Source organism: Kluyvera sichuanensis, from assembly GCF_014218705.1.
GTDB classification, from domain to species: domain Bacteria; phylum Pseudomonadota; class Gammaproteobacteria; order Enterobacterales; family Enterobacteriaceae; genus Kluyvera; species Kluyvera sichuanensis.
The window spans coordinates 259,937-277,955 of record NZ_JABBJF010000003.1 but is presented as its reverse complement, the minus strand read 5'-3'; the positions used below and the strand labels follow the sequence as shown (position 1 = coordinate 277,955).

Here is an 18,019-nt window from a genome sequence, read left to right as displayed (position 1 = left end):
AGCGTGAAACTATGGCGCCCGGGCATCTCCGGCAAACTGTTTCTGGTCATTTTAGCCACCTGTATCGTGCTGCTTATCAGCATGCACTGGGCCGTGCGCATCAGCTTTGAGCGCGGCTTTATTGACTATATCAAGCGCGGCAACGAACAGCGGCTCCAGCTGCTGAGTGATGCGCTGGCGGAGCAGTATGCCCAACACGGGAACTGGCGCTTTTTACGTAATAACGACCGTTTTATTTTCCAGATCCTGCGCTCTTTTGAGCATGACAATAACGAAGAGCGCCAACCGCCTGGCCCTCCGGGGCCGGACGGGGAGCCGCCTCGCGGCCCGGATCGCGGCGGCATGCCGCCGCACGGCTGGCGCACCCAGTTCTGGGTGGTCGATCAAAACGCCCGGGTGCTGGTTGGCCCGCGCGAAGCGGTGCCCCATGACGGCTCCCGGCGCGGCATTATCGTCAACGGTATGGAGGTGGGCGCGGTGATCGCCTCACCGGTCGAGCGCCTGACGCGCAACACCGACATCAACTTTGATCAGCAGCAGCGTCGTACCAGCTGGCTTATCGTCGGGCTGGCAACGCTGCTCGCTGCACTGGCCACCTTCCCGCTGGCCCGCGGCCTGATTGCCCCGGTCAGACGGCTGGTAGAAGGCACCCATAAACTGGCGGCGGGCGATTTCTCCACCCGCGTCCCGGTGACCAGCGGCGATGAACTGGGGAGACTGGCGAAGGACTTTAACCAGCTCGCCAGTACGCTGGAAAAAAACCAGCAGATGCGCCGGGATTTAATGGCCGATATCTCCCACGAGCTGCGCACCCCGCTGGCGGTGCTGCGCGGCGAGCTGGAAGCGATACAGGATGGGGTACGCAAATTTACCCCTGAGTCGGTAACTTCGCTCCAGGCCGAAGTCGCCACGCTGACCAAGCTGGTCAATGACCTGCATCAGCTATCCATGTCTGACGAAGGGGCGCTGGCCTACCAGAAATCCACCGTCGATATCATCGCGCTGCTGGAAATTGCTGCCGATGCCTTCCGCGAACGCCTTGCCAGCCGCGGCCTGACGCTCAATCTGGCGCTGGCGGAAAGCGCCAGCGTATTTGGCGACCCCGACCGCTTAATGCAGCTGTTCAACAATCTGCTGGAAAACAGCCTGCGTTACACCGACAGCGGCGGCCAGGTGCTGATTCGCACCGCGCTCGACGCGCAGCATATCGTGCTGGAGTTCGCCGACAGCGGCCCCGGCGTTACCGACGAACAGCTGGCAAGACTGTGCGAACGCTTCTATCGTACCGAAGGTTCTCGCAACCGTGCCAGCGGCGGCTCCGGCCTGGGGCTGGCGATTTGCGCCAACATCGTCACTGCCCACGGCGGGCAGCTAAACGTCGGACATTCGCCTTTTGGCGGGGTTAGCATTAAAGTAGAGTTACCGCTGGAACGTGCTATACCGAGAGAGATATGACCGATTTACCGATTGATGAAAACGCCCCACGCATTCTGATTGTTGAAGATGAACCGAAGCTGGGACAACTGCTCATCGACTATTTGCTGGCGGCCCACTATGCCCCGACGCTGATTAGCCACGGGGATAAAGTGCTGCCGTACGTTCATCAAACGCCGCCGGATCTTATCCTGCTGGATCTGATGCTGCCGGGCACCGACGGTCTGACGTTGTGCCGCGAAATTCGCCGCTTCTCCGACGTGCCGATCGTGATGGTGACCGCCAAAATCGAAGAGATCGACCGCCTGCTGGGCTTAGAAATTGGTGCCGACGATTATATCTGTAAGCCGTACAGCCCACGTGAAGTGGTGGCGCGCGTGAAAACCATTTTGCGCCGCTGCAAGCCACGAACCGAACTTCAGGCGCTGGATGCCCAGAGCCCGCTTATCGTGGATGAAAACCGTTTTCAGGCCTCCTGGCGCGACCGCCTGCTCGACCTCACCCCCGCCGAGTTCCGCCTGCTGAAAACCCTGTCGCAGGAGCCGGGGAAGGTCTTCTCCCGCGAGCAGTTACTCAATCATCTCTATGATGATTACCGCGTGGTGACCGACCGCACCATCGACAGCCACATTAAGAACCTGCGCCGCAAGCTGGAGTCGCTGGACGCCGAGCAGTCGTTTATCCGCGCCGTCTATGGGGTGGGCTACCGCTGGGAAGCTGACGCCTGCCGCATGGCGTAATCTGACAGATTGCCGGATGGCGCTCGCTACGCTTATCCGGCATAAAGCGTACAAAGGTTTACTCCCCTCCCTCGCAGCGCTACAATGCCCGCCCTTAATGTGGGGGCACTCCCCAACTCGCCGCATCAGGTGCGACGAATCTGACCTGTCATCAGAACGAGATAATCATGTTTAAACCGGAACTCCTCTCCCCGGCGGGAACGCTGAAAAATATGCGTTACGCTTTCGCTTACGGTGCCGATGCAGTTTACGCTGGCCAGCCACGCTACTCCCTGCGCGTCCGTAACAACGAATTCAATCACGAAAATCTGCAGCTCGGCATCAACGAAGCCCATGCGCTGGGTAAAAAGTTCTATGTGGTGGTGAACATCGCCCCGCATAACGCCAAGCTGAAAACCTTTATTCGGGATCTGAAGCCGGTAGTGGATATGGGGCCGGATGCGCTGATTATGTCTGACCCAGGCCTGATTATGCTGGTGCGTGAAAACTTCCCGGAGATGGACATCCACCTGTCCGTGCAGGCCAACGCCGTGAACTGGGCAACGGTGAAATTCTGGAAACAGATGGGGCTGACCCGCGTGATCCTCTCCCGCGAACTGTCGCTGGAAGAGATTGAAGAAGTCCGTACCCAGGTGCCGGATATGGAGATTGAGATCTTCGTTCACGGCGCGCTGTGCATGGCCTACTCCGGCCGCTGCCTGCTCTCCGGCTACATCAACAAGCGTGACCCGAACCAGGGCACCTGCACCAACGCTTGCCGCTGGGAATACAACGTTCAGGAAGGCAAAGAAGACGACATCGGCAACATCGTCCACAAATTCGAGCCAATTCCGGTGCAAAACGTTGAGCCAACCCTCGGCATCGGCGCGCCAACTGATAAAGTCTTTATGATTGAGGAAGCCAAACGTCCAGGCGAGTACATGACCGCCTTTGAAGACGAGCACGGCACCTACATCATGAACTCCAAAGATCTGCGCGCCATCGCTCACGTTGAGCGTCTGACCCAGATGGGCGTGCACTCGCTGAAAATCGAAGGCCGTACCAAATCGCATTACTACTGCGCCCGCACCGCTCAGGTTTACCGCAAGGCCATTGACGACGCCGCCGCGGGCAAACCGTTCGATGCCTCCCTGCTGGAAACCCTGGAAAACCTCGCGCACCGTGGCTACACCGAAGGCTTCCTGCGTCGTCACACTCACGATGACTACCAGAACTACGAGCACGGCTACTCCGTCTCCGAGCGTCAGCAGTTTGTCGGCGAATTCACCGGTGAGCGTAAAGGCAATCTGGCCGCTGTCGCGGTCAAAAACAAATTCACCGTCGGCGACAGCCTGGAGATGATGACCCCACAGGGCAACGTCAACTTCACCCTCGAGCACATGGAAAACAGCAAAGGCGAAGCCACTTCCGTCGCACCTGGCGATGGGCACACCGTATGGTTACCCGTGCCGGAAGACGTGGCGCTGGAGTATGGCCTGCTGATGCGTAACTTCGCAGGAGAATCCACTCGGAATCCGCATAACGGCTAGTGCATTTATATTGTTTTTCAATAGCAAAGATTCTTAGAAATGGATCACAGACGGAATAATCGATTGTAGATATCATTCGCTTCGCTGAAAAACATAATCCATAAATGCTAGCTGTACCCAGGAACCACCTCCTTAGCCCGCGTAATCTCCCTTACACGGGCTTATTTTTTTTCTAACAGGCCGTTCAGTGTGGCGCTTTACTTAACGTGAGCTGTAAGCCTGCTACCGCGGCAAGCTGGGCAAGCGTGGTGACCGTTGGGTTTCCCTTCTCAGATAACGCACGATAAATGCTCTGACGCGCAAGACCGGTCTTTTTCGCTGCTTCAGCAATACCACCGCGCGCCTCTAATACGCGGCGTAATGCGATGAGGAATCCCCCTAAACCACCTTCTTCGTTAATCTCTTCTAGCGCTGTTTTTAGATAGAGGTCAGCATAATCAGGATCAGCGCGAAATGCTTCGATCATGAGCTTGTCACGGTCTACCGCTGGGGCGATGGCCCCTACTTTTTTAGTCGCTGATGTCATTTAGCCCTCACTTTAAAATCTCTAAGATATTCAACTGCCTTATCGATATCTGCGGCCTGAGTTTTCTTCGTACCGCCCAGACACCATCCCTTTCAAACTTGTGGTCTCCGAAATTTCCAGACTCAGCCCGGTCTAACCGGGTATCGATCTTCACGGCGGCTATTCGATCTTTCTTTTTTAACCGAGCCAGCCAATCGCTAAAAGGCTTATTGCCATTTTCATCCTGATAGAATTGAGATGTGTACATCCCTTTACCCTCATTCCTTTTGCTCGTTTTAATTGTCACTTATAAGAGACAGGCGGGCAAGATATTTGTCACCTATAAGAGACAACAGGCACATCTGCGTATCCTTTGTTACACTCTTTGCATACCCCACAAAGAGGTACCACGGATGTCCGACTTTCCTGCAAGCTTATTGATTTTAAACGGCAAGGGTGCCAATACCCCTCAACTGCGCGAGGCGGTTGAACTGCTGCGCGATGAGGGCGTGACCATTCATGTTCGCGTTACCTGGGAGAAAGGTGATGCAGTGCGTTACGTGGAAGAGGCCATTCGCCTGAACGTCGAGACGGTGATTGCGGGCGGCGGCGACGGAACGATTAACGAAGTGGCGACGGCGCTGATCCACAGCGAAAGCCGCGAGGTACCGGCCCTCGGTATTTTGCCGCTCGGTACCGCCAACGACTTTGCCACCAGCGTCAATATTCCAACCGATCTGGCCAATGCGCTGAAGCTCGCCATTGCCGGTCGTGACGTGCCGGTTGATATCGCCCAGGTGAACCACAAAACCTGTTTTATCAATATGGCCACCGGCGGCTTCGGCACGCGCATTACCACCGAAACACCAGAGAAACTAAAAGCCGCGCTGGGCGGCGTGTCTTACCTGATTCATGGGCTGATGCGGATGGACACCCTGAAGCCTGACCGCTGCGAAATTCACGGCGAGAACTTTCACTGGCAGGGCGACGCGCTGGTTATCGGTATCGGCAACGGGCGTCAGGCGGGCGGTGGGCAGCAGCTGTGTCCGGATGCGCTGATTAACGACGGTCTGCTGCACCTGCGTATTTTCACCGGGGAAGAGCTGATCCCGGCGCTGTTTAACACCCTTGCCAGCAACGATGGTACAGAAAACCTGGTGGATAGCGTTTCGCCGTGGTTTGAGGTCACCGCACCGCATGAGATGACCTTTAACCTCGACGGCGAACCGCTGAGCGGTAAAACCTTCCGCATGGAGATTTTACCGGCGGCATTACGCTGTCGCCTGCCGCCGGACTGTCCGCTGCTACGTTAACGCATTGCGCGTTTTAAAATACGCTCTGACTGGCGTTTGAAATCCGTTGCCGCTTCGGCGACGGTTTTCTTACCGTAATCAATCGACTGCAGCGCGCTATCAAACTCCTGCACCAGTTGCGGGTCTTCCAGATACGGCGACACGGAAAGCGTGGTCGGCAGCGCCAGCGCCTGTTTAATCCCGGCAACCGACGGATCTTTGTCGTTAATCACCCCCGCCGCCGTCAGCGTTGCCACCGCGCTTTTGCTCAGCGGCACACCGCGCTCCAGCCCCAGCAACGTGACGCCCTCTTTGCTGTTCAGCAAGAAGTTAATCAGCTTCGCTGCTGCTTCTGGGTGTTGAGTGTTTTTGCCAATCGACAGCATCATCGACGGTTTCATAAACAGCCCTGCGTCAGTGGCCCCCGGCAGCATCGGATAGTCACCCAGTTCGAGCTTCGCCGGTGGCTTGAGGTTATCCGAGTATTTGGTGACGGCGGTATTCCACATATAAACGCCGCCCCACTCTCCTTCAATCCACGGCTTCATTTCGTACATATTGCCCTTGCCGAACGAGGCGTAGTACTTCATATCCGGGATGACGTGGTTGTCGATAAGCGTTTTATACAACTGGAAAAACTCGACCCACTGCGCGTCGCTGTAGGTGAATTTTTTACTCTGCTGGTCAATAGCCGGAATGTTGTACTTCTGCACCATATAGGAGTTGAGCAACGCCAGCACGCCCAGGCTTTCCGGGGCCACCGGGTAGTACGGTTTGCCGAGCTTGCTCTCAAAGGTTTTCCCGGCGCTTATCAGCTCATCCCAGTTTTTCGGGTAACCGATCCCCGCCTTTTTCCAGGTTTGATCGTTGTAGTAGAAGATACGCGCGGTCATGGCGACCGGGATGCCGTTCAGCTTACCTTTGACCGTGACCGGCTGGAGGTCTTTGGCGGTGAACTGATCGAGGCCAATCTCATCTTTCACTTTGTTGAGATCGTAGAAGCCGTTGCCGTCTTTAGAGAACAGCGCCAGCCAGTTCCAGTTAGTTTGCATCACGTCCGGCTCGGTACCGCCCGCCAGTTGCGTGGTCAGGCGCGAAGTATGCCCATCCCAGCCGGTGTATTCGGCTTTGACGTTGATATCCGGATACTGCTGATGGAAGGCTTCCAGCGCCTTCAGCGTGACCTGATGACGGCCATTGCCACCCCACCAGGACATTCTCAGGTCGACAGTTTCCGCCGCCAGCGCGGAGGCGGAACAGGCACAGAGGAGAAGTGGTAGGGCAAGACGGAAGGATTTTTTATCCATTTTTATGATTTCCCAGAGTTCGAGTAGCCCGGCCACGCCGGGGCCATGCACTGAGCTAAACCCGGCGTCGCTTTGCTCGGCCGGGCTACGGGTTTTAATACGCCGCCACCTCGCGCGCCATTTCTCGCGTATATTGACGGCTGGCGTTAACCAGCATCTGCGTATACGGCGTTTGCGCTTCACCGTTAACCAGTGCATCAACCGTCAGCGTTTCGAGGATCTTGCCGTACTGCATCACCGCCACCTTCTGGCAGAGGTGGGCAATCACGCCCAGATCGTGCGTCACCATCAGGTAGGTCAGGTTCGACTCTTTTTGCAGCTCCGCCAGCAGATTGAGGATTTCCGCCTGCACCGACACGTCCAGCGCCGAGGTCGGTTCATCGAGCAACAGTACCTGCGGTTCGAGAATCAGCGCGCGAGCAATCGCCACGCGCTGGCGCTGGCCGCCGGAAAGCTGGTGCGGATAGCGGTCGCGGAAGGCGCGGTTCAGCCCCACGCGGTCGAGCAGCGTGTTGATGCGTCGGTCCCGCTCGCCGATGCCGTTAATTTGCAGCGGCTCTTCCAGAATGTCGCCAATGGTATGGCGCGGATGCAAGGACCCGTACGGGTCCTGAAACACCATCTGCACCTGACGACAGCGCTCGCGGCTGATCTTATGCGAGAGCCCCTGGCCGCTAATCGCCAGCTCGCCCTGCCAGTGGTTAAACAGCCCGGCAAGACACTTCAGCACCGTGGTTTTCCCGGAGCCTGACTCCCCCACCAGGCCATAAATATCACCCGGCTTAACGTGGAAATTGACGTCAAACAGCACCTGGTTGCGCTTTTCGCCCTCGCCAAACACCAGGCTTAAGTTTTTCACTTCAATCATCGTGCGCTCCTTAATCGGTCAGCCAGCTGGTCTGACGCTGTAGCACCGGGAGAACCGGTCGGCGATGGTGCATATCCGGCAGGGCGCTAATCAGCCCCTGCGTATAGGGATGGGTGGCATTATCGAGGTCGCAGGCGGCAATCGACTCCACCACTCGCCCGGCGTACATCACCAGCACGCGGTCGCAGAAGCTGCGCACCAGGTTAATGTCGTGGCTGATAAATATCAGCCCCAGCCCGCGCGACTTCACCAGATCATCCAGCAGCCCCAGCACCTGCAGACGTACCGACACGTCGAGCGCCGAGGTCGGTTCATCGGCAATCACCAGTTCCGGGTCAGTTATCAGCATCATCGCAATCATGATGCGCTGCCCCTGTCCGCCGGAAATCTCGTGCGGATAGAGGTTGTAGACGCGCTCCGGCTGGCGAATGCGCACCACGTCGAGCATCTCCATCGCCTTGGCTTTCGCCTCGGCTTTGTAGCCCGGATGGTGAGTCAGCCAGGCTTCGGCAATCTGGTCGCCGACGCGCACCACCGGGTTCAGCGAATATTTCGGGTCCTGCATAATCATCGAAATACGTTTGCCGCGAATGGCGCGCATCTGCGCCTCGCTGGCGTTCAGCAGGTCGATATCGCCAAACTGCATCCGGCTGGCGTCAATGCGCGCTTTTTTCGGGTGCAGGTGCAGCAGCGCGCGGCCCACGGTGGATTTCCCGGAACCGGATTCACCGACTATCGCCAGCTTCTCCTGCCCAAGCTGGAAGGAGACGCCGCGCACCGCGTGGGTTACCGCGCTGCCGTTGACGAAATCCACGCTTAAATCGCTTACGTCGAGCAGCGGTGCAGCGCTATTCGCTGCGAGGATCGAGGATGTCACGTAGGCCATCTCCTAAGAAGTTGAACGCTAAGCTGTTAATAAGAATCGCCAGCCCCGGGATCGTTACTACCCACCAGCACTCCATCATGTAGGTACGGCCGCTGGAGATCATCGCCCCCCACTCAGGATCGGGCGGCTGCGCACCGAGGCCAAGGAAGCCCAGACCGGCGGCGGTCAGGATGATCCCCGCCATGTTCATGGTGATACGGATGATCACCGACGGCAGGCACAGCGGCACAATGTGACGCCACAGCACGCGGGCCGGAGAGGCCCCCTGCAAACGGACGGCAGAGATAAAGTCGGCCTGACGCAGCGACAGGGTTTCCGCACGCGCCAGACGCGCAATTGGCGGCCAGGCGGTCAAGGTAATCGCAATCACCACGTGCTCAAGCCCAGGGCCTAAGGCAGCAACGAACGCCAGCGCCAGCACCAGGCTTGGGAAGGAGATGAAGATATCGGTCACCCGCATCAGCACCATATCGACCTTGCCACCGAAGTAGCCCGCGCAAACGCCGAGCAGCAGCCCCAGCGGGCCCACGGTGACCGACACCAGCAGCACGATGTAGAGCGTAATCCGCGCGCCGTACACCAGGCGGCTAAAGATATCGCGGCCAAATTCATCGGTACCGAACCAGTGCTGGGCATTCGGTGCCATCAACGCGTTGTTTAAGTCCTGCACCAGCGGGTTATAGGGGGCAATCAGCGGGGCGAATATCGCCACCACCAGCAGCAGGAAGATAATCCCGCCGCCGATAGCGGTCAGCGGATTACGCGCCATCTTGCCGATAAATCCCCCCACCCTTGCCAGCCCGCGCAGCAAACGCTGGCGGCCTTCGCCGGAGGCGCTGGAGAGTCGACTATCGAGAGAAACCGTCATGATTTTGTCCTCGGGTCGAAGAATTGATACAGCATGTCGGAGAGCAGGTTGAGCATCACGAAGATCACCCCAACCAGCAGCACGCAGCCCATCACCGCGTTCATGTCGCCCAGCAGCAGGCTGCCGGTGAGATAGGAGCCAAAGCCCGGCCAGGAGAAGACGGTTTCAATTAACACCGCCCCTTCCAGCAGTGAACCGTAGGCCAGCGCCACCACCGTCAGCAGCTGGACGAGGATGTTGCGGAACGCGTGGTTCCAGATAACCTGACGCTCGGTCAGCCCTTTGACGCGCGCGGTGATGATGAACTCCTGCGACAGCTGCGCCAGCATAAAGCTGCGGGTCATACGGCTGATGTAGGCGAGCGAGTGGAAGCCCAACAGCGCCGCCGGCAGGATCAGGTGGTTAATGGCGTTCCAGAACACTTCACTGTTCCCGGCCAGCAGCGCATCGACGGTCATCAGCCCGGTGCGACGCGGCACGATGCCGTCCAGCCCCAGGTCAACGCGCCCCGCGCCGCCCACCCAGCCGAGCCAGGCGTAAAACACCAGCAGCCCCATCATCCCCACCCAGAAAATCGGCGTGGAGTAACCGGCGAGGCTGATAATGCGCACTACATAGTCGGAAATACTGTTGCGGCGCGCCGCCGCCAGTACGCCTAGCGGAATACCAAGGCCCGCGCCAACGATAATCGCCATCGTCGCCAGCTCCATGGTGGCCGGGAAGACGCGGATAATGTCATCGGTCACCGGTTTGCCGGTCAGCAGCGCATTGCCGAGATCGCCGTGCAGCAGATTGACAAAGTAGATGCCAAACTGGGTCATCAGCGACTGGTCAAAGCCCAGTTGATGATAGACCTGCTGATAGGTGCTCTGGTCGGCATCCGGGCCGACAATCGCCAGCACCGGGTCGATAGGCATCACGCGGCCAATAAAGAAGGTCAACAGCAGCAGGCCGAACAGCGTAATCGCCACCTGCATCAACCGTTTTGAGAAGCGCCGGGTCCGGGAGCCGGGCGCAAGAATTGCCGTACTCATCCTTTATCTCCTTCGCTGACTTTGTAGACTTCACGCAGGAACGTGGTGGCCGACGGATGCGGCTTGTACTCCTTCACCTCGTTACGCACCACCACCGAGTCGACCATCTGCGACACCGGGATCATCGCCGGGATCAGCGCGTCGAAGCGGGTCTGAATGGCCTGATAATCGGCAATCTGTTTTTGCGGGTTACGCTCAAGCAGCGCGCCGTCGATCATCTCGTTAAGCTGTTTGTCATAGAACCCGGTGCGCCAGCCCTGGAAGTTGGTCAGGCGCGCTTCATCGCTGTTGTCCGGGTTATAGACCAGCGCACGCAGGCTGGAGTGCGGATGTGGTTCCATACCGCTGCCGCCGCGTCCTACCAGCATGTCGAACTTACGTTCGCGCATCGCGCCGTAAATCTGGTTGCCGGTGCCGGTGATAATTTTGGCGTTAATGCCCGCCTGCATCAGCGTGGACTGCACGGCAATGGCGATATTGAGGAACGGCTGGTCGGCGAGTACGCGCAGCGTGGTGTCAAAGCCGTCAGGATATCCGGCCTCCGCCAGCAGCTTTTTCGCCCGTGCGAGATCAAAGGTGTAGCCAGGGTCCGGCAGCGTCGACGGCATTCCGGCTTTGATCGGACGCTGGTGCAGCACGCCATAGCCCGGCATCAGGGCTTTATTAATGCCCTGATAATCAATCAGGTAACGCACCGCTTCGCGTACTTTCGGGTTGGCGAAGTGCGGCTCTTTCATGCTCATCGACACGTAGTACATGGTGCCGCGCTGCACCGCGTCAACGGTGAGCTGCGGGTCTTTACGCAGGGCGTTGATATCCGACACCGCCATGTTGTTCGCAATATCGAGGTCGCCTTTTTCAATCATCAGACGCAGGGTCTGCGACTCCTGGAAGTGACGCAGCACCACGCGGTTCATCTTCGCTTCACCGCGCCAGTAGTCTGGGTTGCGCTTCATGCGCAGCACGTCTTTTGCCTGCCAGGTTTCCAGCGTAAACGGCCCGGAACCGGCTTCGTGAGTCGTCAGCCACTTATTGCCCCAGTCGTTATTCTGTTCATGGCTTTGCACGGTTTTACTGTCGAGCACGCCAAGGTTGCCGAGCGCCCCCAGCGAGTAAATGACCAGCTGCGGGTCGTTATCCTTAGGCAGGACAATTTGCACCGTATAGTCGTCCAGCGCCGTGACATGCTTGTCGACGTTCTTCTTACTAAAACCGTAGGATTTCCATACCGATGCCTGCGCCAGGTTAAGGTGCAGAATGCGGCGCATCGACCACACCACGTCGGCGGCGGTCAGCGGGTTGCCGGAGTGAAACTTGACGTTGTTGTGCAGATGGAAGGTCAGCGTTTTGCCGTCCGGGCTGATATCCCAGGATTTGGCGAGCGCCGGTTTAACGTTGGTGAGCTGTTCAGGGTCAAGCTCGACCAGCGAGTCATAGAGATTCACCACAATCCCCACCACTTCGTTACCGGTCATTGCCGCCGGGTCGAGAGTGAGGAGGTTATTCATGTTCATGCCGATAATGAGCTGATCCGGCGGCGTTTTTGCCAACGCCGCCCCGCTCCCCATCGTCATGGTAAGCGCGAGCAAACACGCTCCCAGCAAGGAGGATTTTTTCATCTATCTATCGCCTGTAGGGTACGACAGGCGACGAATCCGTCCGTGCCTGTCTTGTCTTTGTTATGTGTCAGTCGTGGCTGACGGTATTGGCTTCGATAAAGGCAAAATTGATGTCTTCGCCCAGTCCAGGGCGTTGAGACAGGTGAACATAGCCATCGGCGTCCATTGGGTCGACGATGCTGTTCAGGTAGGCCGCTGGCTGGTCGTAGTCGAGGAACGGATGCAACAGACCACGCTCATACCAGCGACAGTTGCGAATGGCGCCAATCACCGCCAGGCTCGCCGCGCCGTTACCGTGTACTTCGCAGTCCATACCAAACGACTCTGCCAGCGCTGCCACCTTCATGGTTGGCGTAATGCCGCCCACGCCGTTGGCCCCTGCGCGCAGAATGTCGCAGGCCCCGGCTTTCACCCAGTCGGCTCGGCTGTGGTGCTTACCGCCAAAGCTTTCCGGCCCGATAATCGGAATAGAGAGGTTTTCAGCCAGCCACGCGTAGGAGGACATGCTGTCTTCTTCCATCGGCTCTTCGAACCAGGCAAAGTTGAGTTTTTCCAGCTCTTTACCAATCCACAGCGCTTCGGTGCGGCTGTACCAGTGGTAACCGTCGATCATCAGGTCGATATCCGGGCCTACCGCTTCACGTACCGCAGCGCAGGCTTTGATATCCATTTTTGGGTTCGGTGCAAACGAGACCGGCGGCATCCAGGTATGCAGCTTGATGGCTTTGTAGCCGCGCGCGACCAGCGTTTCGGCAAAAGCCGCGTACTCTTCCGGCGTGGACAGGCCGCCTTCAAGGTCATCGCCACACATGGTGCTACCGTAGGCCGGTACTTTGTCGCGATAGCCGCCCAGCAGCTTGTAAACCGGCATATTGAGCTTACGCCCAATCAGGTCCCATAACGCCTGCTCAACGAAGGAGAGCGCACGTTCGGTCAGTTGATGCGCGCTGCCACGCTGCCAATGCACCAGATCCTGCCAGATACGTTCACGGTCGAACGGGTCCTGCCCTACCAGCACCTTGCGGAAGAAGGTGTTAACCACGAACGGACGCACGATTTCTGGCGGCGCAAAGGAGTAGCCCTTGCTGCCGTCGTCGGCAGTGATGGTCAGCATCGCCATTTTGGCCATGCTTTCTGGGCCCGGATGTGAGTGTCCGGCGCTGTCGGAAACGCGGCGCGTAGGGTGCTGGAAAACGGTGACATTTACAGATTCAATTTTCATTAAGTGTCCTTTATACAACATGCTACATGGCGATTAATTCACCACGGGTCTGTGTAAAACACGGTTCCGGTAAAACGGTTTTGTGGAATTGAAAAGGCGTTTCATCACTAATCTAAGCACAAAATAGCACCACTTCCACGGACAAATTCCGCTAACGCCGGGCTGTTTTTTGGGCATGCGCACGAGGGTGCGTGATGTTTTTCACAAAAGGATGGGGAAGTGTGAGAACGATCATTATCCTCTCCCAGGCGGGAGAGGATGGGCAAAAATCAGGCGAAGGTGATTTTACCGTCGAGGTAGACGTCCTGAACGGCGTTGATAAGCTGCACGCCATCGGCCATCGATTTTTTGAAGGCTTTACGGCCAAGAATCAGCCCCATACCGCCCGCACGTTTGTTGATGACCGCCGTACGGACCGCGTCCGCAAGGTCGGTTTCACCCCCCGCTGCGCCGCCGGAGTTAATCAGCCCGGCACGGCCCATATAGCAGTTCGCCAACTGGTAGCGCACCAGGTCGATAGGATTCTCGCTGGTCAGTTTGCTGTAGACGCGTTCGTCGGTATAGCCGAAGTTCACCGCTTTATAGCCGCCGTTATTCTCAGCCATTTTCTGCTTCACGATATCGGCGCCGATGGTGGCGGCCAGATGGTTGGCCTGCCCGGTAAGGTCGGCAGATACATGATAATCCACGCCATCTTTTTTAAACGCCGGGTTGCGCAGATAGGCCCACAGCACGGTGACCAGCCCCAACTCATGCGCACGCTCAAAAGCAGCAGAGATCTCCTCAATCTGGCGGCGAGACTCTTCCGAACCAAAATAGATGGTTGCCCCCACCGCTACCGCGCCCATATTGAACGCCTGTTCGACGCTGGCGTACAGCGTCTGGTCGAAGGTGTTCGGGTAGCTCAGGGTTTCGTTGTGGTTTAGTTTGACGAGGAACGGAATGCGGTGCGCGTAGCGGCGAGAGACCGAGGCCAGCACGCCGTAGGTGGAAGCCACGCAGTTACAGCCCGCTTCAATCGCCAGTTCAACAATGTTTTTCGGGTCAAAATAGAGCGGGTTGGCGGCAAACGAGGCCCCGGCCGAGTGCTCAACGCCCTGGTCTACCGGCAGAATCGACAGATAGCCCGTACCCGCCAGACGCCCGGTATTGTAGAGGGTCTGCATATTTCGCAGTACGGCAGGCGGACGGTTGTTATCCACCATCACCCGGTCAACGTAGTCGTGGCCGGGCAGATAGAGTTGGTCGGCTGGAATGGTCATACAACGATGCTGTAAAAGGCTGTCGGCGTCTTTGCCAAGCAACTGCGCAATATCAGTCATAGCTATGCTCCCGTAAGCGCCGACATCATGTCGGCTGGATATCCTGCTCAACACTTTTGAGCAGGATAAGCCTGGTACCGGGAGCGTGGAATGTCCAACTTTTGGCAGATTTTAAGCACAACCAACTGGCACGTCAGCCGGACAGCTACCACCACTCGTGGAAATGGTGCACCGGCCCAATACCTTCGCCTACCTGTAAGGTGTCGGCCTGCGCCAGCGCCTGCGACAGCCAGGCTTTGGCGACCGGCACCGTCTCCTGCCAGCTGGCATGGCGCGGTCGCAATGCCGCCAGCGCGGCCGACAGCGTACAGCCGGTGCCGTGCGTGTTTTTGGTCATCACGCGCGGCGCGGTGAAGCGCATTTCGCCTTCGGCGGTAAACAGCCAGTCGGGGCTTTCCGCATCATCAAGATGGCCGCCCTTCATCAGCACCGCTTCGCAGCCGAGCGCCCGCAGCGCCCTGCCTTGTTCCAGCATCTCATGCTCGTTACGAGCATGCGGCGTATCGAGCAGCGCCGCGGCCTCCGGCAGATTTGGCGTGATCAGCGACACCTGCGGCAGCAGGCGCTGGCGCAGCGTTTCAACGGCAGATGGGGAAAGCAGCGGGTCACCGCTTTTGGCCAACATCACCGTATCCAGCACCACGTTTTGAATATGATAGCGTTGCAGTCGCTCGGCCACCGCCTCGACGATATCCGTCTCCGCCAGCATGCCGATTTTGGTGGTATCGATGCGCACGTCGCTGAACACGGAATCTAACTGCGCAGCAACAAAGTCGGGTTCAATCCGGTAGACCGACTGCACTCCACGGGTGTTCTGCGCCACCAGCGCGGTGATAACAGAACAGCCGTAAGCACCAAGCGCCGAGAAGGTTTTCAGGTCGGCCTGAATGCCCGCACCGCCGCTAGGATCGGTACCGGCAATGGTCAGTGCATTGATACGCTTCATGCCGCTACCTCCCCGTGCATCACGTACAAGGCATCGAGAAACGCAGGAACAAAGCTGCCCGGCCCTCGCCCCTGCGCAGCAATCTGCCCCGCCCGCTTCATCACCGCGCAGGCTCCCGCGACGTTCAGCAACCGGTCGCCCGGCAAAGCACAGCTCGCCGCCACGACGGCCGAGAGCGCGCAGCCGGTGCCAACCACGCGGGTCATCAATGGAGAGCCGCCGTTCACCGCCAGCGTTCGTTCACCGTCGGTGATGTAATCAACTTCGCCGGTCACTGCAACAATCGCCCCGCTTGCGCGCGCCAGTTTCTGCGCCGCCGGCAGCGCCGCCGCAGCGGTATCGGTGGTATCCACGCCGCGCCCGCCCTGGCTCTCACCCGCCAGCGCCATTATTTCTGAGGCATTGCCACGAATCGCCGCCGGGGCCATCTGCACCAGTTCGCGGCAGAAGTCACTGCGCAGCGTCAACGCGCCCACCGCCACCGGATCGAGCGCCCACGGCGTTCCCGCCCGGTTCGCGCTTTCAACCGCCGCCCGCATCGCCTGCGCGCGCGGCTGAGTTAAGGTGCCGACGTTAATCAATAATGCACTGGCGATAGCCGAGAACTGCCCGGCTTCTCCGGCATCAATGACCATTGCTGGCGATGCGCCGAGCGCAAGCAGCACATTGGCGGTAAAGGTCTGCACGACATCGTTAGTCATACAGTGAACAAGGGGAGAATGTTGCTGCAGAAGGTGTGCGGTATGCGCGAATTGCGCGGGACTTAGCAGGTCGGCTTGCATGGTTTGCTCCTGCCAAAACGCGAAGAAGCAATGACCATATGGTCTCTGACTTCCCTACGCTGGCATTATCCAGATCAGGTGGTACGGGTCTTTCTCAGCCTTCGTAAAGAAGGGCACCCCGAGTCATTGAGTGATAAAACGTTCTCAGCAGGCAGGTTACGGGAAGTCAAAGAACTACGCAAGCCAGCGTTATCCATCCAGAAGCAGGATGAAAACGCTAATAATGACAGTCTCACAGACACACTCTATTTCCCGTGATTATGTGAATATATAGTGAAGGCCGTAGGCGAGTATCTGAATGATTAGGTGAATAGTTATGGAAACCTGTTGACTTATCTGATCGAAAAAATGACGATATCCTAGAATGAAGTACCACCAATCAACGGACGGATTTAGTGGATGTTTTATGAAATATCATTATGACGATAATTTTCTTATAGGCACATATGCCTTTGTAAGACAACTAGCACTGTCTATTGAACATGCATCTGCCGACTGGGAATTTTTAAGCAGGTACATGGCATCACGCAAGATGCTGCAAACCATCACACCACTAATAGATATGAGAGCTCTTGCTCACCCACCATTAAATAGAAGTCTGCGCGCAAAACTAATATCCTTAATCTTTAATAAAGGGTATTTGACTTTGGACGAATTAGCGCGATTAATGGTAACAGTTAATTGTGCAAAACTGCTTATATATCATAAAAACCCCAAGGAAATTGAAATTTACAACATGGTAAAAGCGTTACATGAAATATCTATAACAATCAGAGGCAGAGTATTTAAAATAGATAAGAGATTAAAAATGGCAGATCAGGTAGAACATTTCAACCAAAGCAATCATGGCATATTTTATAGTGTAGAAGACATCATTCCGTTTGACTCTTTTGAAATAAAAAAGACAAGCAAACGCCGGTAAGTACCTTCAATGAATATCTTTAAGATAACACAAAGGCATAAATATAGGGGCGTTTCCCGATGACCATTAGGTATCTTCTTGGCTAATGTAAACGCTATGCAACAATTTATAAAAAACATTGGCAATACTAATTTTTAAACATTAATTAACAATAGGATTTTAAGAATAATCTGTAAATCAAAAAAGTCTTTTCATATGAAAGTAATGTTTATTAGAAAAACAATGGCGAAATAACAGTCAATGGGGATAAAAATGAATGAAATCATTAAATTCCAGTAGAGTCAGCAAAAAAAATCTTTGCTACTTAGCAATAATTACCATTCACAACAAAGATAAGAAAAGACCGTAACTGATTGTTTATTATACCTAATAACAATAACTTTCATTGCTGAGACGTACCCTCTTCCCTTCCGATTCTATGCATGATCTAAATCAATATTCACTTAGCCATCTTAGTTGATAGTTGCTTTGCGTTACGAAAGAAGAGAATCGAGTGTCCGTGGCACTGCTGCCGGTTTTCTTTTTTGGTACAACGTAAACAATAATGACGATAGCCGTTCTATAAAAATAAAGACCGATGATAAAACTCATTCTTGCTTACGCCATTGCCTCTATGGCACTGGTGGCAACAGGCGTGCTTCTTGGTACGGTATTTAACGATACCCTATCAACGGTAAGCATTGACTGTAACCACGAATAATTCAGACTGCACTTATACTTTTAACGTTTGTTGGTAATAACGG

Annotated in this window: 16 protein-coding genes and 1 riboswitch; of the genes, 5 read left to right on the top strand and 11 right to left on the bottom strand. The window is 56.3% G+C overall.

Translation table 11 applies throughout. The annotated features are described in order from the left end of the window. Positions 1–3: 3 nt before the first annotated feature. The 3 genes from baeS (at position 4) to trhP (ending at position 3,703) form a co-directional block, all read left to right on the top strand. Positions 4–1,455, top strand: coding sequence for an envelope stress sensor histidine kinase BaeS (gene baeS, locus HII27_RS05590; protein ID WP_185666966.1), 1,452 nt, complete (start codon positions 4–6; stop codon positions 1,453–1,455). After that, positions 1,452–2,174 carry an envelope stress response regulator BaeR gene (gene baeR / locus HII27_RS05585; RefSeq protein ID WP_185666965.1) on the top strand — a complete coding sequence of 241 codons (723 nt, stop codon included), beginning with the start codon at positions 1,452–1,454 and terminating at the stop codon, positions 2,172–2,174. The genes baeS and baeR overlap by 4 nt, the downstream gene beginning before the upstream one ends. A 167-nt stretch (positions 2,175–2,341) precedes the next feature. Then, the gene (gene trhP / locus HII27_RS05580) at positions 2,342–3,703 is read left to right on the top strand and encodes a prephenate-dependent tRNA uridine(34) hydroxylase TrhP (protein WP_185666964.1); all 1,362 of its coding nucleotides are present in this window, start codon (positions 2,342–2,344) and stop codon (positions 3,701–3,703) included. A gap of 184 nt (positions 3,704–3,887) precedes the next feature. On the opposite strand, the gene HII27_RS05575 is transcribed toward trhP, so the two are convergent. Continuing rightward, a complete protein-coding gene (locus tag HII27_RS05575) occupies positions 3,888–4,229 on the bottom strand; it encodes a helix-turn-helix domain-containing transcriptional regulator (protein ID WP_185666963.1) in 342 nt (113 codons plus the stop codon). Positions 4,230–4,621: 392 nt separating this feature from the next. Between HII27_RS05575 and yegS the strand changes: the two genes are divergently transcribed. Beyond that, complete coding sequence (gene yegS / locus HII27_RS05570) at positions 4,622–5,521, top strand: lipid kinase YegS (protein ID WP_185666962.1); 900 nt, start codon at positions 4,622–4,624, stop codon at positions 5,519–5,521. Here the strand turns inward: yegS and HII27_RS05565 are convergent. The 10 genes from HII27_RS05565 to thiM form a co-directional block, all read right to left on the bottom strand. Then, the gene (locus HII27_RS05565) at positions 5,518–6,807 is read right to left on the bottom strand and encodes an ABC transporter substrate-binding protein (protein WP_223883150.1); all 1,290 of its coding nucleotides are present in this window, start codon (positions 6,805–6,807) and stop codon (positions 5,518–5,520) included. The two genes, yegS and HII27_RS05565, sit on opposite strands and share 4 nt — an antisense overlap. A 94-nt stretch (positions 6,808–6,901) precedes the next feature. Then, complete coding sequence (locus HII27_RS05560; RefSeq protein WP_185666961.1) at positions 6,902–7,675, bottom strand: ABC transporter ATP-binding protein; 774 nt, start codon at positions 7,673–7,675, stop codon at positions 6,902–6,904. A 10-nt stretch (positions 7,676–7,685) separates the two neighbouring features. Further along, complete coding sequence (locus HII27_RS05555; RefSeq protein WP_185666960.1) at positions 7,686–8,552, bottom strand: ABC transporter ATP-binding protein; 867 nt, start codon at positions 8,550–8,552, stop codon at positions 7,686–7,688. Continuing rightward, on the bottom strand, positions 8,524–9,429 hold the full coding sequence (locus HII27_RS05550; RefSeq protein ID WP_185666959.1) for an ABC transporter permease: 906 nt from the start codon (positions 9,427–9,429) through the stop codon (positions 8,524–8,526). Before HII27_RS05550 ends, HII27_RS05555 begins: the two co-directional genes overlap by 29 nt. Next, positions 9,426–10,463: an ABC transporter permease gene (locus tag HII27_RS05545; RefSeq protein WP_062778702.1), complete on the bottom strand. Its 1,038-nt coding sequence runs from the start codon at positions 10,461–10,463 to the stop codon at positions 9,426–9,428. The genes HII27_RS05550 and HII27_RS05545 overlap by 4 nt, the downstream gene beginning before the upstream one ends. Then, positions 10,460–12,082, bottom strand: coding sequence for an ABC transporter substrate-binding protein (locus HII27_RS05540; RefSeq protein WP_185666958.1), 1,623 nt, complete (start codon positions 12,080–12,082; stop codon positions 10,460–10,462). The genes HII27_RS05545 and HII27_RS05540 overlap by 4 nt, the downstream gene beginning before the upstream one ends. A gap of 67 nt (positions 12,083–12,149) precedes the next feature. Next, the gene (locus HII27_RS05535; RefSeq protein WP_035894884.1) at positions 12,150–13,304 is read right to left on the bottom strand and encodes a mandelate racemase family protein; all 1,155 of its coding nucleotides are present in this window, start codon (positions 13,302–13,304) and stop codon (positions 12,150–12,152) included. 269 nt (positions 13,305–13,573) lie between these two features. Next, on the bottom strand, positions 13,574–14,626 hold the full coding sequence (gene fbaB / locus HII27_RS05530; protein WP_185666957.1) for a class I fructose-bisphosphate aldolase: 1,053 nt from the start codon (positions 14,624–14,626) through the stop codon (positions 13,574–13,576). Between the two features lie 145 nt (positions 14,627–14,771). Continuing rightward, positions 14,772–15,572: a bifunctional hydroxymethylpyrimidine kinase/phosphomethylpyrimidine kinase gene (thiD, locus tag HII27_RS05525; RefSeq protein WP_185666956.1), complete on the bottom strand. Its 801-nt coding sequence runs from the start codon at positions 15,570–15,572 to the stop codon at positions 14,772–14,774. Continuing rightward, complete coding sequence (gene thiM / locus HII27_RS05520; RefSeq protein ID WP_185666955.1) at positions 15,569–16,354, bottom strand: hydroxyethylthiazole kinase; 786 nt, start codon at positions 16,352–16,354, stop codon at positions 15,569–15,571. Before thiM ends, thiD begins: the two co-directional genes overlap by 4 nt. 34 nt (positions 16,355–16,388) lie before the next feature. Further along, positions 16,389–16,485, bottom strand: a riboswitch (TPP riboswitch). Positions 16,486–16,760: 275 nt separating this feature from the next. Between thiM and HII27_RS05515 the strand changes: the two genes are divergently transcribed. Continuing rightward, complete coding sequence (locus tag HII27_RS05515) at positions 16,761–17,276, top strand: hypothetical protein (protein ID WP_185666954.1); 516 nt, start codon at positions 16,761–16,763, stop codon at positions 17,274–17,276. Positions 17,277–18,019: the final 743 nt, after the last annotated feature.

Bases quoted from the DNA above. Each gene is read 5' to 3' on its own strand.
- baeR (WP_185666965.1), top strand. From the start codon at position 1,452: ATGACCGATTTACCGATTGATGAAAACGCCCCACGCATTCTGATTGTT.
- trhP (WP_185666964.1), top strand. From the start codon at position 2,342: ATGTTTAAACCGGAACTCCTCTCCCCGGCGGGAACGCTGAAAAATATG.
- HII27_RS05575 (WP_185666963.1), bottom strand. From the start codon at position 4,229: ATGACATCAGCGACTAAAAAAGTAGGGGCCATCGCCCCAGCGGTAGAC.
- yegS (WP_185666962.1), top strand. From the start codon at position 4,622: ATGTCCGACTTTCCTGCAAGCTTATTGATTTTAAACGGCAAGGGTGCC.
- HII27_RS05565 (WP_223883150.1), bottom strand. From the start codon at position 6,807: ATGGATAAAAAATCCTTCCGTCTTGCCCTACCACTTCTCCTCTGTGCC.
- HII27_RS05560 (WP_185666961.1), bottom strand. From the start codon at position 7,675: ATGATTGAAGTGAAAAACTTAAGCCTGGTGTTTGGCGAGGGCGAAAAG.
- HII27_RS05550 (WP_185666959.1), bottom strand. From the start codon at position 9,429: ATGACGGTTTCTCTCGATAGTCGACTCTCCAGCGCCTCCGGCGAAGGC.
- HII27_RS05545 (WP_062778702.1), bottom strand. From the start codon at position 10,463: ATGAGTACGGCAATTCTTGCGCCCGGCTCCCGGACCCGGCGCTTCTCA.
- HII27_RS05540 (WP_185666958.1), bottom strand. From the start codon at position 12,082: ATGAAAAAATCCTCCTTGCTGGGAGCGTGTTTGCTCGCGCTTACCATG.
- HII27_RS05535 (WP_035894884.1), bottom strand. From the start codon at position 13,304: ATGAAAATTGAATCTGTAAATGTCACCGTTTTCCAGCACCCTACGCGC.
- fbaB (WP_185666957.1), bottom strand. From the start codon at position 14,626: ATGACTGATATTGCGCAGTTGCTTGGCAAAGACGCCGACAGCCTTTTA.
- thiD (WP_185666956.1), bottom strand. From the start codon at position 15,572: ATGAAGCGTATCAATGCACTGACCATTGCCGGTACCGATCCTAGCGGC.
- thiM (WP_185666955.1), bottom strand. From the start codon at position 16,354: ATGCAAGCCGACCTGCTAAGTCCCGCGCAATTCGCGCATACCGCACAC.
- HII27_RS05515 (WP_185666954.1), top strand. From the start codon at position 16,761: ATGAAATATCATTATGACGATAATTTTCTTATAGGCACATATGCCTTT.